The organism is Hylemonella sp. GW821-FHT12C09 (genome assembly GCF_058807395.1).
Window position 1 is genome coordinate 17,884 of record NZ_JBXAQQ010000009.1, and the last position, 14,515, is coordinate 32,398.

The window sequence follows — 14,515 nt, forward strand, 5'->3', positions numbered from 1 at the left end:
CGGCGGATGACGTGAGGCAGCATGCCGACAAAGAGCACCCGCGTGCCGGGCCATGCCTCGGCATGGCCCGCCCGGCCCAAGCGACCGGATTTCTGCTACCGTCGAACGCACGGAGACAGGTTCAAGGTACGACAGGCACAGGCATGAGCGGCGCGCTGGTGGGATTCAGGATAGGCGGCGAGAAAAAGCTGCACCGACTGCACGGCGAGCGCAGCTGTGAAAGCGTGCTCACCGAATTGCTGGCCTACCTGCATCGCGTCAGCGACGCCCGTCTGGACACCTACGCGCGTACGCTGAAGCTGGTCGGGCCGGAACACGGCCCCTTTCCGGGGGAAACCGACCAGGCCGTGATACAGGCGTTCTTCGAGGACCATTTCGGAGAAAGCTGCCCGTTTCACACCTGGGCGGAGACCTTTGATGCCTTGCCCGAACTGGAGGGCTGGCATGCCGGTTTTCCTTTCATGCCGGCGGCAGCCATCCAGAGTTGCGGTGACGTCTCCTGGGGTTTTCTGATCGACCTCGACACCGGCACGCTGCAGATCTTTGTCAACCGCCACGCGCGCTTCCAATGGAGCGACATGGCCGACACCCAACCCGCCTACTGCACCCTGCCCCTGGCCCATGCACGCCAGCTGACCTCGCACGATCTCTCGGCCCTGCATGGCTTGCTGCACCAGCACTCCTATTCGGATGGCATCGATCCGGTCCTGCCGCTGCACGATGCCGTGTCAGCGCCTTTTCCCGGGCCGGGGCCGTGGCAGTCCAGGCTCAAGCTGGCCCACGGCCGTGCCCGGCTGTTGCTGGAGCGCGGCCCCCTCAGGGCCAAGCTCAGACAGGTCGGCGAGCTGCGGCTGGACGATCCCCACTGCGGAGCGCTGTTGCGCGAAGCGCTGGCCCCGCCCGTGCTGGCGATGGCGCAGGCCATTTACGGGCCAGACGCGAATCTCGGGCAGGTTGCCCACGTGGCGGCGCATCTGCCGGCCTTGCCCTACGCGCCGGATGACGGCGGCCTTCCCCTGCTCGACCTGGGTCTGAGCGCGGCCTCCGGGCTGAAACTGGCCTTGGGGCCAGGCTTTTTCGACACGGTGCGCTCGCGCTTTCTGGCCGCCGGCATGAGCACGCAAGGTTGGCGTTTCCTGATCAAGCAGGACAACGCCGTGCTGCGCTTCGTGCTGCAGTTCTTCCCGCCTTCGGCCCGCATCCTGGGATCTTTCACCCATTTCATCAACCTGTTGGCGAGCGCCCTGCAAAGCGAACCGCTGCGGATCGAGCGCTGCCAACCGGCCTTGCGGGGCGTTGAACGCATACTCGATCGTACGCGCGGGCGTCCTGGCCCGCTGCGCGAAGACAATGCGCGTATCTTCCTGCGCGCCATCATGCGGGCCCGGCTGTCCATGGAAGAAGAAGCCAATCTGGCCCATGAAGCACAGGACGTGTCCGATTTCGTCTACGCCCACACGGCGGTGCTCAAGGGGGTGACCTGGCGCTCGCTGTGCCGCCGCTCGGACGAGTGGCACCGGGCGCTGTTGATCACGGTCGATCCCGACAAGGATGTACGCTGGCCAGCCCTGCTTCCGCTGTATGCCACGGGCCCATTCCTTGCCGTGGAACTCGATTCAGGTTTTTTGCTGGCTGAGGAAGGCCTGGAGCAGCGCCACTGCATCGGCACCTATGCCAACGCCTGCGCCAGCGGCGCCACCCGGGTTTTCTCCTTGCGCCACAACGGCCGGCGCGCCGCAACCATCGAACTGCAGCGCGGCCATGACGGCGCCTGGCACATGGTACAGATCCGCGGCAAGGCCAACACGGCGATACAAGACCCGGCGCTGCTGGATGCGGCGGGCCAGCTGACACAGGCCTATTCGCAGGCGGCGCAGGCACGCGAGCGCGTGGAATTCGCCAGGGTTCGCGAACGGCAGCCTTCGAGCGGCTCACTGTCGCCCTCGCTGCTCGTGCCGCAACCGGAGTACTGGACTGGCTAGGGCCGGTTCACTGCGCAGGTCCGCGGGAGATCACTCCCACTCGATGGTGGCCGGCGGCTTGGAGCTGACGTCGTAGGTGACGCGGTTGATGCCACGCACCTCGTTGATGATGCGGCTCGAGACCTTCTTGAGCAGGGCGTAGGGCAGTTCGGCCCAGTCGGCCGTCATGAAGTCGCTGGTCTGTACGGCACGCAGGGCGACCACGTAGTCGTAGGTACGGCCGTCGCCCATCACGCCCACGCTCTTGACCGGCAGGAAGACCGTGAAAGCCTGGCTGGTCAGCTCGTACCAGGTCTTGCCGGAATGGGGGTCGATGGTGGAGCGCAACTCCTCGATGAAGATGGCATCAGCCCGGCGCAGCAGGTCGGCGTAATCCTTTTTCACCTCCCCCAGGATGCGCACCCCCAGGCCCGGGCCCGGGAAGGGGTGGCGGTAGACCATGTCGTGCGGCAGGCCCAGGGCCACGCCAAGTTCGCGCACCTCGTCCTTGAACAGGTCGCGCAGCGGCTCCAGCAGCTTCAGGCCGAGCTGCTCGGGCAGACCGCCTACGTTATGGTGGCTCTTGATGGTGACGGCCTTCTTGCTCTTGGCGCCACCCGACTCGATGACGTCGGGATAGATGGTGCCCTGGGCCAGCCACTTGGCACCCTTGGCGCCCTCGCCCTTGAGCTTCGCCGCCTCCGCCTTGAAAACGTCCACGAAGAGGCCGCCGATGATCTTGCGCTTTTGCTCGGGTTCGCTCACGCCAGCCAGCTTGCCCAGGAACAACACGCTGGCGTCCACCCGGATCACTTTGGCGTGCAGCTTGCCGGCGAACATGTCCATGACCATGTCACCCTCGTTCAGACGCAACAGGCCGTGGTCGACAAACACGCAGGTCAGCTGGTCGCCGATGGCACGGTGTATCAACGCCGCTGCCACGGAGGAGTCGACGCCACCGGACAGGCCCAGGATGACCTCCTCGTCACCGACCTGCTGGCGGATGGCCTCCACCGCCTCCTTGACGTGGTCACGCATGACCCAGTCGGCGCGGGTGGCGCAGATCTCCAGCACGAAGCGCTCCAGCATGGCGCGGCCCTGCACGGTGTGCGTGACTTCCGGGTGGAACTGCACGGCGTAGAAGCGGCGCTGCTCGTCGGCCATGCCGGCGATGGGGCAGCTGGGCGTGGACGCCATGAGCTTGAAGCCGGGCGGGAAGGCCGTGACCTTGTCGCCGTGGCTCATCCAGACCTTGAGCATGCCGTGACCTTCGGGCGTCGTGAAGTCGGCGATGTCCTTGAGCAAGGCGGTGTGGCCATGCGCGCGCACCTCGGCGTAGCCGAACTCGCGCTGGTGGCCGCTTTCCACCTTGCCGCCAAGCTGCTGAGCCATGGTCTGCATGCCGTAGCAGATCCCCAGCACCGGCACACCCAGTTCGAACACGGCCTGGGGCGCCTTGTCGGTCGTTTCCTCGTAGACGCTGGCGTGGCTGCCCGAGAGGATCACCCCCTTGAGCTGGCCATCGGCGGCGAACTGCCGAACCCAGTCATCCGTGACATCACAGGGATGGACCTCGCAGTACACATGAGCTTCGCGCACGCGGCGCGCGATCAGCTGCGTGACCTGGGAGCCGAAATCGAGGATGAGGATCTTCTGGTGTTGCATGGCTGTACAGAAACGGTGCGGTCCATGTGAAAGGCAAAGGCCCGAACGCCGTGGATGGGGTTCGGGCCTGGGCTGCGGTTTTCTCAGTCAGCGCGGTAGTTGGGCGCTTCTTTGGTGATCTGAACGTCGTGCACGTGGCTCTCGCGGATACCGGCCGAGGTGATTTCCACGAACTCGGCCTTGTTGCGCATGTCTTCGACGGTGGCGCAACCGCAATACCCCATACTGGCGCGCAGGCCGCCGGCCATCTGGAAGATGATGGCGACCACCGAGCCCTTGTAGGGCACGCGGCCTTCGATGCCCTCGGGCACCAGCTTGTCGGCCTGCGGGTTGCCGGCGGTCGATTCCTGGAAATAGCGGTCGGCGCTGCCCTGCTGCATGGCGCCGATGGAGCCCATGCCACGGTAACTCTTGTAGCTGCGGCCCTGGAACAGCACGATCTCACCCGGCGCCTCTTCGGTGCCGGCGAACATGCCGCCCATCATGACGGTGCCGGCGCCGGCCGCGATGGCCTTGGCGATGTCACCGCTGTAGCGGATGCCGCCGTCGGCGATCAGCGGCACGCCGGTGCCCTTGAGCGCTGTGGCCACGTTGTCGATGGCCATGATCTGGGGCACGCCCACACCCGCCACGATGCGGGTGGTGCAGATGGAGCCCGGGCCGATGCCCACCTTCACGGCGTCGGCACCGGCTTCCACCAGGGCCAGCGCAGCCGCGCCGGTGGCAATGTTGCCGCCGATCACGTCTACCTGAGGATAGGTCTGCTTGACCCAGCGCACGCGGTCGATCACGCCCTTGCTGTGGCCGTGGGCCGTGTCCACCACGATGGCGTCGACGCCGGCCTTCACCAGCGCCTCGACGCGGGCTTCGGTGCCCTCGCCCACACCCACCGCCGCACCTACACGCAGGCGGCCGGCGGCATCACGCGCGGCGTTCGGAAAGTTGAGCTGCTTGGTGATGTCCTTGACGGTGATCAGGCCCTTGAGCTCGAAGGCGTCGTTGACGACCAGCAGGCGTTCCAGCTTGTGCTTGTTCAGCAGGGCCTTGGCCTCAGCCGGGGTGGTGCCGTCGGGCACAGTGACCAGGCGCTCGCGCGGGGTCATGATCTCGCGCACCGGCAGCTCGTAGCGGGTCTCGAAGCGCAGGTCGCGCCCCGTCACGATGCCGACCACCTTGCCGGCGACGACCACCGGGAAGCCGGACACCCCCAGTTCGTCGGAAAGCTTCATCACCTCGCGCACCGTGGTCTCGGGGTTGATGACGACCGGGTCACGCAGCACGCCGGACTCGTAACGCTTGACCTTGGCCACCTGGGCAGCCTGTTCAGCCACGCTGAGGTTCTTGTGGACGATGCCGATGCCGCCTTCCTGGGCGATGGCAATCGCCAGCCGGGCTTCGGTCACCGTGTCCATGGCCGCAGAGACCAGGGGCAGGTTCAGGGAAATATTGCGGGAGAAACGGGTCGCGAGAGAGGTGTCCTTGGGCAGGACCTGGGAATACGCCGGCACCAACAACACATCGTCGAAGGTGAGCGCTTTACCTAGAAGGCGCATGTCTAAGCTCCAAAAAAAGAATTGTACCCGCCTTGCGGCCGGTTTCCCCCGCAGCCCGCTGCGTGGGCGCCACAGCGCACGCCCCTGGGATCAAAAAAAGCAGCCCGACGGCGCTACACTGCTGTCATGAAACCGATCCGCCCCCTGATCTGCTTGGCCCTGTGCCTCTATGCGCTCACGGCCAGCGCCCAATGGCAATGGATGGACAAGGACGGCCGCAAGGTCTTCAGCGACCGGGCGCCACCGTCCGATATTCCGGAGAAAAACATCCTCAAGCGCCCAGGTAGCCGCGGCGCCACTGCGTCCGTGGCGGCCCCTGCGACGCCAGCAGCGGCGGCCCCCGCTGCTGGCGTGGACAAATCCCTGCAGGAAAAGAAGAAACAGGCCGAGGATGCCGAAGCCGCCAAGCGCAAGGCCGATGAAGAGCGCAACAACCGAGCCATGGCCGACACCTGCAGCCGGGCCCAGCAAGCCAAATCCGGGCTGGATTCCGGCGCACGCATGGCGCGCACGAACGAAAAAGGCGAACGCGAGTTCATGGACGAAGCCGCCCGCGCCGCTGAAGGCGAACGCCTGCAGGGCATCATCAACGAGAACTGCAAGTAATCAGTAGCCGGACTTGGCGCCGGCGCGCTTCTTGGCGAAGAGACCGGTGCGGCCCTTGCCCTGGGTGGTGAAACGTTCGCGCCGAGCTACTTTCGGGTCGACCCTCAGGGCGCGGTAGAGCTCCACCCGGTCCTGGCTGCGCAAGACCTGGCTGCGAGCCGCCTTGCGTCCCCAGACACCCACCGCCACTTGCGCCAGATCGAGTTCCGGGTAAAGCACCCCCAGTCCGCTGGCCTCCAGCGCCTGAGCCACGGTCGCACCCGCCGGCAGGCGCAACGCGATCTCGCACACCTGGCGCGCAAGCGGCGCATAGGCGACTACGATCTCGATGTCCATCTCAGACACCATAGACCTTCTCGGCGCGCTTGACGAAGGCATCGACCAGACTGGCGGCAATCTTGTCGAACACCGGGCCAACCAGCCTGCCCAGCAGTGCATTGGAAAACCCGTAGTTCAAGGTCAGCTCGACCTTGCAGGCGCGCTGATCGCCCTCCCCCACCGGCAGGAAATTCCACCGGCCTTCAAGCTGCGAAAAAGGTCCCTTGACGAGTTCCATCCGCACTTCGCTGCCCGGCACATGGGTATTGCGCGTGGTGAAGCTCTGATGGATGCCGCTGAATGCAATGCCGACCTCGGCCGTCGCGCCGCCCTCATGGGCCTCGATGATGCGAGCGTGATCGCACCAGGGCAGGAACTCCGGATAGTCGGCCACGCCGACGACCAGCGCGTACATTTCCTGTGGGCTGTACCAGATCAGAACGGACTTGTGGACGGTTTTCATAGAATGCTGGACCCGCAGGCCCAAACTGAATTGTAAGTTTGCTGCCCGCCCCCATTTGAGACCCCATGGCCAAAAAACCCGAAACGCCCGCCCGCATTGCCGACAACAAGAAGGCCGTCTTCAATTATTTCATCGAGGAACGCTTTGAGGCCGGCATGGTGCTGGAGGGCTGGGAGGTCAAGGCCGTGCGTGAAGGCAAGGTGCAGCTGACCGACGGTTACGTGGTGATCCGCGATGGCGAGATGTACATCATCGGCTGCCAGATCAATGCGCTCAAGACCGCCTCCACCCACGTACGACCGGATGCCGTTCGCACCAAGAAGCTGCTGCTCAAGAAGGATGAGATCCGTCGCCTGATCGGCAAGGTCGAGCAGAAAGGCTACACCCTGGTACCGCTGAACCTGCACTGGAAAAACAACAAGATCAAGTGCGAGATCGGCCTGGCCAAGGGCAAAGCAGAACACGACAAGCGCGACACCATCAAGGACCGCGAAGGCAAGCGCGAGGTGGAGCGGGCCATGAAAAGCCGCAGTCGCTGATTTATTTTCAGGCGCATGGAATAAACCGGGGGGCGCAGGCGTTCATCCCGTTGTGCACGCTTTTGTGCCGCAACCCGACGGAGATGACCATGACTTTGACCGCATCCCGCGCCAAGCGCGCCTTTCTTTCTCTCACCCTGAGTTCGGCCCTGCTGGCCGGCTGTGCTTCGATGGCCGCCGGCCCGGCCAAGGTGGCCGATGGCGTGCTGACGGGCCCCAACGGCATGACGCTCTACACCTTCGACCGTGATACCGCCGGCAGCGGCAAGTCCGTCTGCAACGGCCCCTGCGCCACCAACTGGCCGCCCCTGATGGCTGGCGACATGGACCAGGCCAGCGGTCACTACAGCGTCATCACCCGCGACGACGGCAAGAAGCAGTGGGCCTTCAAGGGCAAGCCCCTGTACTTCTGGGCCAAGGACATGAAACCGGGTGACCGTACCGGCGACGGCTTCAACAAGGTCTGGCAACTGGCCCGCCCCTGAGCCCGATCGGGCGGTGCGCGGTATAAAGTTCGTTCATCGATGAACCGTCAACCCCTGATCACGCACATCCCCGCCTTGCGCCGCTACGCCCGCGCGCTGACCGGGGATGCCTGGGCCTGTGACGACCTGGTGCAGGACACGCTGGAGCGCGCCTGTACCAAGTGGCGGCTGTGGCTGGTCGGCTCGGATCTGCGAGCCTGGCTGTTCACGATCATGCACAACCTGTATGTGAGCCAGGTCCGTCACCGCGTGCGCCAGGGTGACCTGGCCCATCCGCTGGATCTCGCTGAGCTGGACCAGGAACCCGCGGCGCCCGCGTCCTCCACGGACAGCGCCATCGACCTGCAACGCTGCCTGCTGCGCCTGCCCGACGAACAGCGCGTGGTGTTGCTGCTGGTCACCCTGGAAGACCTGTCCTATGCCGAAGTCGCGAAGATCACGGGTGTGCCGGTGGGCACCGTGATGTCGCGCCTGTCGCGGGCGCGCAGCCGGCTGCAGGAACTGATGGACGCATCGGCAACCCCACCGGCCCGCGGCCTAGCGGCCACCGAATCCGAGGCGCCACCCCTGCGGCGCCTGAAATGAAAACTGAATACCGCCATGGATAAGCGTCCCGCCCACCCCGTCCCCGAAGCCGAACTGCACGCCCTGCTCGACGGCCGGCTTGATGCCGACGAGCGGGCCGACATTCAACGCCGCTTGGCGCTGGATCCGCAGGCCAGCGCCACGCTGCAAGCCTGGCAGCGCCAGCGCGACGCCTTGCGTTGCCTGCATGAGGACGTGCTGGCCGAGCCGGTCCCCGCGTCCTTGCTGGCCGCCGCTGGCCAGGCGCAGTACGCCCGCCAGCAGGTGCAGCAGTGGTGGCGCTGGGGGGGGCTGGCTGCCAGCGTGGCCCTGGCGTTTGGCCTGGGCTGGTTCACGCACGGGCAGCAGCAGGGTTCAGCGGCCGGGTTGCTGGCCCGCCAGCAGCCGGCACGCGAGTTCGTGCATCAGGCGGCGCTGGCGCATGCGGTCTATGTGCCTGAAGTCCGCCATCCGGTCGAGGTGAGTTCAGCGCAGGAAGAACACCTGGTGCAGTGGTTGTCCAAACGCCTGGGCCGTCCGCTCAAGCTGCCCCGGCTGAACGAGCAGGGATACGAGCTGGTCGGCGGCCGCCTGTTGCCAGGCGACGAAGGCGCCCGCGCCCAGTTCATGTACCAGAACGCGCGCGGCGAGCGCGTGACGCTTTATCTGGGCAGCACGCCCGCCAGCGTGGGTGCCCCCGGTGCCAGCACGGAATTCCGCTACAGCGCCGAAGGACCCGTGCCCGGTTTCTACTGGGTGGATGAAGGTTTTTCCTACGCGCTCTCGGGAACGCTGACGCGCCCGCAATTGCTGCAGTTGGCGCAGGCGGTCTACCACCAGCTCTGAGAGCCTGTTCACGGTCTCGCAGGGGCCGCGCAAGCACCTTGCCGGGATGGGATGCAAGGCGCAAAACGAAGCCGGGCTCCATGCCCGGCGAGGCGTTTGCCCTGCGGGTTGGGGTGAAATCGAGCGATTTGTCCACCAAATCCCTTGCATGGGCATGAGCCCATGCGGCGTGATCTTGGCGGCCAACTCATCCCGATTGCACCCCAACGCGACCCCTGCGAGACCGTGAACAGGCTCTGAATCAGGCCAGTTCGCGCAGGGGGTGCGCGTGCGCCGGCCAGGGCGAGGCGAAGAAGCCGTCCACCATGGCGGGCGTGACTTCCTCCAGGCGCGACGGGCTCCATTTCGGCGCACGGTCCTTGTCGATCACCAGGGCACGGATGCCTTCCATGGTGTCGGTCGCTGTCATGTAGCGATCCAGATGGCGCGAGTTGAAGCAGTGGCGCACCATGTCGCGTTCCATGCGCAACTCGTCGGCCAGGTTCATGTCGGCCCCGCGGCGGATCTGCTGCAGGGTGACCTCCAGCATCAGCGGTGAATGCGTGCGCAGGGCCTTGACCGTGCCGGCTGCCCACTCGCCGCTTTCCTTTTCCAGCGCCTGCACGATATGCCGTACGTCGGGTTGCCCGAAGCAGCGGGTGATGGTGTCCAACGGCAGCTCAGCGGCCGGCGCTGCGGCGCCATAGCCTTGTTGCCAGGCCTGCAGGCTGGCCGCGTCGAAACTCGCCAAACCGGCCAGCGCATCCCAGGCCGCGCCGAGGCGCCCCGCATCGAAGCAGGCATCGGCCAGTTGCAGCGCCAGCGCGTCGCCAGCACCAATGACCTCACTGGTCAGGGCCAGCCACTCACCACCATGGCGCGGGCAACGTGCCAGGAACCAGCCACCGCCGACATCGGGGAACAGGCCGATATTGGTCTCGGGCATGGCCATCTTGGTCCTGGGCGTGACGATGCGTAGCTTCGCCCCCTGCGAAATTCCCATGCCGCCGCCCATGACCACACCGTCCATGAAGGCGATGTAGGGCTTGGGATAGTGGTGGATCAGGTGGTTGAGCGCGTATTCCTCGGTGAAAAAGTCTTCCAGCTCAGCGTCACCACGCAGCACGGCCTGGTGGAAGAAGCGGATGTCGCCACCGGCGCAGAAAGCACCAAAAGCGCCCTCCTTGCCCATGCCGCGTATCGCCACCGCCTGCACTTGCGGCTCGTCGCGCCAGGCCAGCAGCACCGCGGCCAGGGCCCGGATCATGGGCAGGGACAAGGCGTTGAGCGCGCGTGGGCGGTTCAAGGTGATGCAGCCGAGATGGCCGCGAACTTCGGTTTGCACCTCGGGGCAGGTGTAGGCAATGGGGTATGTCATTGTTTTTTCTTCCAGGCCATCAACTCATTGGCGACCAGGGCGAACAGCACCAAGGCCCCGCCCTGCAGCACGGTGGCAGCTGGCCGCTCACCGGCTCCGAGCCAGACCAGCAGGATGCCAAAAATGATTTCCAGCTGCGCCAGCAGGGAAATTTCGGGCGCCTTGAGCACACGCGCGCAGATCACCAGCAGCGTGCACGGGATGGCCAACTGGACCAGGCCCAGGACGGCCAGCAGGCCGATGTCGTGCGCGGTGGCTTGCAGGGGCAGCGCCAGCGGCAAGGTGACCAGAGCCGACAGGATGCCGCCGACCAGCACCGATGGCACCAGGTCCACATTCTCGCCTTTGGCATGGGCGTGCTGCACAACGATCCAGTTGATGGCTGCGCTCAACGGCACAAACAGCGCGACGAACAGGCCCAGGCCACTGTCGCTGCCCAGCTGCCCGCCAAACATCCAGGCCATGCCGGCGCCAGCCAGCGTGATGGCCGCCCAGGTGAACCAGGCGATGCGCTGGCGCAGGAAGAGCCAGGCCAGCAGCGCGGTGAACAGGGGGTTGAGCGAGGAGATGACCAACACCCCGGCCACGCTGGTCATGGTCAGTGCCAGCATGAAGGAGGTGAACATGGCGCTCCAGCACAGGCCGGACCACCAGAGTGCCGCCGGCGCGCTGCGCAGCTGACGCCAGACAGCGTGCGGACCGCGCCACATCGGCAGGATCACGAGCAGCGAGAGTGCCGTGAAGAAACTGCGCCAGAAGGTGACTTCAAAGCTGCGCGCGGCCTCCAGCTGCCGCGTGACGACGCCGGCGATGGACCACATGAGGGTCACCGCCACCATCACCCACACGGCACGCTGGTGCGTCAGCTTCATGTCTTTCGTCTACCGGAGCGAAAGGATCTACGGCGCGCTCACCCCACCGTCGGGGAACGCCGCGGAACCGGCTTTGCCGGGCCGCTGGCGTTGTCCCCCTGGGAGAAGGCGACCGCAGGTCGACCCAGAGGCTTAACTCGACTTCCCGGCGCGCTTGCGTTCGTTCTCGGTCAGGTGACGCTTGCGCAGTCGGATCGACTTGGGCGTGATCTCGACCAGCTCGTCGTCCTCGATGAACTCCACTCCGTATTCCAGCGTGCAATCGATCGGGGGCGTGATCTTGATCGCGTCTTCCTTGCCGCTGACGCGGAAGTTGGTCAGCTGCTTGGTACGGGTGGCGTTCACCACCAGGTCGTTGTCGCGGTTGTGGATGCCGACGATCATGCCCTCGTACACCGGGTCGTTGGCCTTGACGAACATGCGGCCGCGGTCATCCAGCTTGCCCAGGGCATAGGTGAAGATTTCACCGGCGTCCATGGAGATCAGCACGCCGTTCTTGCGCCCGCCGATATCACCCTTGTGCGGCTCGTAGCCGTCGAAGATGTTGGAGATCAGGCCGGAACCGCGGGTCAGGTTCAGGAACTCATTGGAGAAACCGATCAGGCCACGGGCCGGAATGCGGTATTCCAGACGCACGCGACCGCGGCCGTCCGGCTCCATGTTCACCAGCTCGCCCTTGCGCTCGCCCAGGGCCTGCATCACACCACCCTGGTGCTGCTCTTCGATGTCGGCCGTCACCAGCTCGATCGGCTCGCACTTCTCGCCGTTGATGTCCTTGAACATCACACGCGGCTTGGACACGGCCAGCTCGTACCCTTCGCGGCGCATGTTTTCGAGCAGGATGGTCAGGTGCAGTTCGCCGCGCCCCATCACTTCAAAGATGCCCTCTTCGTCGGTTTCCTTCACGCGCAGGGCCACGTTGTGCTGCAGTTCCTTCTGCAGGCGGTCCCAGATCTGGCGGCTGGTCACGAACTTGCCTTCACGGCCGGCCAGCGGGCTGGTGTTGACGCAGAAGTTCATGGTCAGGGTCGGCTCATCGACCTTGAGCATAGGCAGCGGTGCAGGATTGGCCGGATCGGTGATGGTCACGCCGATGCCGATTTCATCGATGCCGTTGATCAGCACGATCTCGCCCGGGCCGGCTTCCGTGGCCTGAACGCGCTCCAGGCCCTGGAAGGTGAGCACCTGGTTGATGCGGCCCTTGACGGCCTTGCCGTCCGGCCCTTCCATCACCACCACGTCCATGGCAGGCTTGATCGTGCCCTGGCTGATGCGGCCCACGCCGATGCGGCCCACGAAGGTCGAGAAGTCCAGCGCGGAAATCTGCAGCTGCAGCGGCGCGGCCGGGTCACCCTTCTGGGACGGCACATGTTTCAGGATGGTATTGAACAGGGCCGACATGTCGGGCCCCCACTGCTCGCCCGGTGCGCCCTCTTCCAGCGAGGACCAGCCATTGATGCCGGAGGCGTAGACCACGGGGAAGTCGAGCTGCTCGTCGTTGGCACCCAGCTTGTCGAACAGGTCGAAGGCCGCGTTGACGACCTTGTCCGGATTGGCGCCGGGCTTGTCGACCTTGTTCACGACCACGATGGGCTTGAGACCCAGGGCCAGCGCCTTCTTGGTCACGAAGCGCGTCTGCGGCATCGGGCCTTCCTGCGCGTCGATCAGCAGCACCACGCCGTCTACCATGGACAGGGCGCGTTCCACTTCACCGCCAAAGTCGGCGTGGCCGGGGGTGTCGACGATGTTGATGTGCGTGCCTTCCCAGGTCACGGCGCAGTTCTTGGCCAGGATGGTGATGCCGCGTTCTTTTTCGATGGCGTTGTTGTCCATCACGGTGTCGACCACCTTCTCGTGTTCGGCGAAGGTGCCGGACTGGCGCAACAGCTGGTCCACCATGGTGGTCTTGCCGTGGTCGACGTGGGCGATGATGGCGATGTTGCGGATCTGTTTATGGCTCATGGTTGGCTTTCCAGGATTTGTTGGATTTCGATCGGGCTCAACAGGCGCCCGGGTATGAGTTCCCCCGCCTTGACGTGGGCGGTGCCCAGCAAGGCATGAGGTTGATCGCCATAGACGGCGATCTGGTCGTTATCCGGCCAGCTACCGCGACGGCGCAGGCCGCTGAGGAAACGACCGGCATTTTCTTTGTCGAGCGTGACGGCGGCATGACCGTCCAGCAGCGCATCAACCGGCTTGAGCTGGACGGGACGTTCGGCCTCGTCCATGCGCTCCAGTCCTTCCAGGGTCACGCACTGGGTCTGGTCAAAAGAACCGGTCGCGATGCGACGCAGCGCCACCAGGTGGCCGCCGCAGCCCAGGGCCTCGCCGATGTCTTCACCCAGTGTGCGGATATAGGTGCCCTTGCTGCACTTCACGCGCAGGCGAAGGAATGGCTCGTCGCCCTGCAACTGGACGTCCAGCAGTTCCAGTTCGTGGATCAGCACGTCACGCGGTTCGCGCTCCACGGTCTCGCCCTCGCGGGCATATTCGTACAGGGCCTTGCCGTCCTTCTTGAGGGCGCTGTGCATGGGCGGTATCTGACGGATCGGGCCCATGAACTGGTCAAGCACCTCGACCACCCGGCCCAGGGTACAGTTGACCGGACGGGTCTCGATGACCTCCCCCTCGGCATCGGCCGTGCTGGTGCGCACGCCCAGTCGCACCGTGGTCTCGTAGGTCTTGTCGGCATCCAGGTGCAGCTGGCTGAACTTGGTGGCGGCGCCAAAGCAGATGGGCAGCACCCCGGTGGCCAGCGGATCGAGCGTGCCGGTGTGGCCGGCTTTTTCCGCGCGCAGAAGCCATTTGGCTTTCTGCAAAGCATTGTTGCTCGAAATTCCGAGCGGTTTGTCCAGCAAGAGCACCCCATGCACAGGGCGCCGTTGCACCCTGGTGCGTGGCGCTTGCATGCTTATCCCTCGTCTTTGGAACGCGATGCGACAGCCTGCGCGATCAGCGCATTCATGTCGGCAGCCCGCTCGGTGGTTCGGTCGAAGAGGAAATGCAGGGTCGGCACGGTGTGGATGTGCAGGCGCTTGAACAGGCCGTTGCGCAGGAAACCTGCGGCCTGGTTCAGCGCGTCCTGCGTTTCCTGCGGGTCACCTACCAGCACGCTGAAATACACCTTGGCGTGCGCGTAGTCGGGCGTGACCTCCACGCTTTGCAGCGTCACCATGCCCACGCGCGGGTCTTTCAACTCGCGCGCGATCAACTCCGTCAGATCGCGCTGGATCTGATCGGCGACCTTGAAGCCGCGGTTCGGAGTGGATGACTTCTTGGCCGGCAT

At 65.2% G+C, this 14,515-nt stretch carries 15 protein-coding genes; 6 read left to right on the forward strand and 9 right to left on the reverse strand.

The annotated features are described in order from the left end of the window. Positions 1–143: 143 nt before the first annotated feature. Positions 144–1,982 carry a PcfJ domain-containing protein gene (locus tag AC1RRP_RS14790; protein ID WP_493037457.1) on the forward strand — a complete coding sequence of 613 codons (1,839 nt, stop codon included), beginning with the start codon at positions 144–146 and terminating at the stop codon, positions 1,980–1,982. A 30-nt stretch (positions 1,983–2,012) separates the two neighbouring features. Here the strand turns inward: AC1RRP_RS14790 and guaA are convergent, their stop codons facing one another. Both guaA and guaB read right to left on the reverse strand, forming a co-directional pair. After that, a complete protein-coding gene (guaA, locus tag AC1RRP_RS14795) occupies positions 2,013–3,626 on the reverse strand; it encodes a glutamine-hydrolyzing GMP synthase (protein ID WP_493037459.1) in 1,614 nt (537 codons plus the stop codon). Between the two features lie 83 nt (positions 3,627–3,709). Next, complete coding sequence (gene guaB, locus AC1RRP_RS14800; RefSeq protein WP_493037461.1) at positions 3,710–5,179, reverse strand: IMP dehydrogenase; 1,470 nt, start codon at positions 5,177–5,179, stop codon at positions 3,710–3,712. Positions 5,180–5,305: 126 nt separating this feature from the next. Between guaB and AC1RRP_RS14805 the strand changes: the two genes are divergently transcribed. Further along, the gene (locus AC1RRP_RS14805) at positions 5,306–5,785 is read left to right on the forward strand and encodes a DUF4124 domain-containing protein (protein WP_493037462.1); all 480 of its coding nucleotides are present in this window, start codon (positions 5,306–5,308) and stop codon (positions 5,783–5,785) included. Here AC1RRP_RS14805 and AC1RRP_RS14810 read toward each other — a convergent pair whose 3' ends face one another. Next, positions 5,786–6,121: an RnfH family protein gene (locus AC1RRP_RS14810; RefSeq protein WP_493037464.1), complete on the reverse strand. Its 336-nt coding sequence runs from the start codon at positions 6,119–6,121 to the stop codon at positions 5,786–5,788. It abuts the gene before it with no gap. A gap of 1 nt (position 6,122) precedes the next feature. Further along, on the reverse strand, positions 6,123–6,566 hold the full coding sequence (locus AC1RRP_RS14815) for a type II toxin-antitoxin system RatA family toxin (protein WP_493037466.1): 444 nt from the start codon (positions 6,564–6,566) through the stop codon (positions 6,123–6,125). A 65-nt stretch (positions 6,567–6,631) separates the two neighbouring features. Between AC1RRP_RS14815 and smpB the strand changes: the two genes are divergently transcribed. From smpB to AC1RRP_RS14835, 4 genes are all read left to right on the forward strand, one after another. Then, entirely contained in the window at positions 6,632–7,105 is a 474-nt protein-coding gene (smpB, locus tag AC1RRP_RS14820; protein WP_493037468.1) for an SsrA-binding protein SmpB, read from the forward strand. An 89-nt stretch (positions 7,106–7,194) separates the two neighbouring features. After that, a complete protein-coding gene (locus AC1RRP_RS14825) occupies positions 7,195–7,590 on the forward strand; it encodes a COG4315 family predicted lipoprotein (protein WP_493037470.1) in 396 nt (131 codons plus the stop codon). A 39-nt stretch (positions 7,591–7,629) separates the two neighbouring features. After that, a complete protein-coding gene (locus AC1RRP_RS14830) occupies positions 7,630–8,175 on the forward strand; it encodes an RNA polymerase sigma factor (RefSeq protein ID WP_493037472.1) in 546 nt (181 codons plus the stop codon). A gap of 15 nt (positions 8,176–8,190) precedes the next feature. Then, positions 8,191–9,000 (forward strand): anti-sigma factor family protein, encoded by an 810-nt coding sequence (locus tag AC1RRP_RS14835; RefSeq protein WP_493037474.1) that lies wholly within the window; start codon positions 8,191–8,193, stop codon positions 8,998–9,000. Positions 9,001–9,241: 241 nt separating this feature from the next. Here the strand turns inward: AC1RRP_RS14835 and AC1RRP_RS14840 are convergent, their stop codons facing one another. From AC1RRP_RS14840 to rbfA, 5 genes are all read right to left on the reverse strand, one after another. Further along, positions 9,242–10,357, reverse strand: a complete 1,116-nt coding sequence (locus AC1RRP_RS14840; protein ID WP_493037476.1) for an enoyl-CoA hydratase/isomerase family protein — start codon at positions 10,355–10,357, stop codon at positions 9,242–9,244. Further along, entirely contained in the window at positions 10,354–11,229 is an 876-nt protein-coding gene (locus AC1RRP_RS14845) for a DMT family transporter (protein WP_493037478.1), read from the reverse strand. Before AC1RRP_RS14845 ends, AC1RRP_RS14840 begins: the two co-directional genes overlap by 4 nt. A 132-nt stretch (positions 11,230–11,361) precedes the next feature. After that, entirely contained in the window at positions 11,362–13,191 is a 1,830-nt protein-coding gene (typA, locus tag AC1RRP_RS14850; RefSeq protein WP_493037480.1) for a translational GTPase TypA, read from the reverse strand. After that, entirely contained in the window at positions 13,188–14,138 is a 951-nt protein-coding gene (truB, locus tag AC1RRP_RS14855) for a tRNA pseudouridine(55) synthase TruB (RefSeq protein WP_493037482.1), read from the reverse strand. Before truB ends, typA begins: the two co-directional genes overlap by 4 nt. A gap of 2 nt (positions 14,139–14,140) precedes the next feature. After that, a complete protein-coding gene (gene rbfA, locus AC1RRP_RS14860; protein ID WP_493037484.1) occupies positions 14,141–14,515 on the reverse strand; it encodes a 30S ribosome-binding factor RbfA in 375 nt (124 codons plus the stop codon).

What these genes read in the sequence shown, in the direction of transcription:
- guaA (WP_493037459.1), bottom strand. Translation starts at nt 3,626, where the DNA reads ATGCAACACCAGAAGATCCTCATCCTCGATTTCGGCTCCCAGGTCACG.
- AC1RRP_RS14830 (WP_493037472.1), top strand. Translation starts at nt 7,630, where the DNA reads ATGAACCGTCAACCCCTGATCACGCACATCCCCGCCTTGCGCCGCTAC.
- AC1RRP_RS14790 (WP_493037457.1), top strand. Translation starts at nt 144, where the DNA reads ATGAGCGGCGCGCTGGTGGGATTCAGGATAGGCGGCGAGAAAAAGCTG.
- AC1RRP_RS14810 (WP_493037464.1), bottom strand. Translation starts at nt 6,121, where the DNA reads ATGGACATCGAGATCGTAGTCGCCTATGCGCCGCTTGCGCGCCAGGTG.
- smpB (WP_493037468.1), top strand. Translation starts at nt 6,632, where the DNA reads ATGGCCAAAAAACCCGAAACGCCCGCCCGCATTGCCGACAACAAGAAG.
- AC1RRP_RS14815 (WP_493037466.1), bottom strand. Translation starts at nt 6,566, where the DNA reads ATGAAAACCGTCCACAAGTCCGTTCTGATCTGGTACAGCCCACAGGAA.
- rbfA (WP_493037484.1), bottom strand. Translation starts at nt 14,515, where the DNA reads ATGCCGGCCAAGAAGTCATCCACTCCGAACCGCGGCTTCAAGGTCGCC.
- AC1RRP_RS14845 (WP_493037478.1), bottom strand. Translation starts at nt 11,229, where the DNA reads ATGAAGCTGACGCACCAGCGTGCCGTGTGGGTGATGGTGGCGGTGACC.
- guaB (WP_493037461.1), bottom strand. Translation starts at nt 5,179, where the DNA reads ATGCGCCTTCTAGGTAAAGCGCTCACCTTCGACGATGTGTTGTTGGTG.
- AC1RRP_RS14825 (WP_493037470.1), top strand. Translation starts at nt 7,195, where the DNA reads ATGACTTTGACCGCATCCCGCGCCAAGCGCGCCTTTCTTTCTCTCACC.
- AC1RRP_RS14840 (WP_493037476.1), bottom strand. Translation starts at nt 10,357, where the DNA reads ATGACATACCCCATTGCCTACACCTGCCCCGAGGTGCAAACCGAAGTT.
- AC1RRP_RS14805 (WP_493037462.1), top strand. Translation starts at nt 5,306, where the DNA reads ATGAAACCGATCCGCCCCCTGATCTGCTTGGCCCTGTGCCTCTATGCG.
- truB (WP_493037482.1), bottom strand. Translation starts at nt 14,138, where the DNA reads ATGCAAGCGCCACGCACCAGGGTGCAACGGCGCCCTGTGCATGGGGTG.
- typA (WP_493037480.1), bottom strand. Translation starts at nt 13,191, where the DNA reads ATGAGCCATAAACAGATCCGCAACATCGCCATCATCGCCCACGTCGAC.
- AC1RRP_RS14835 (WP_493037474.1), top strand. Translation starts at nt 8,191, where the DNA reads ATGGATAAGCGTCCCGCCCACCCCGTCCCCGAAGCCGAACTGCACGCC.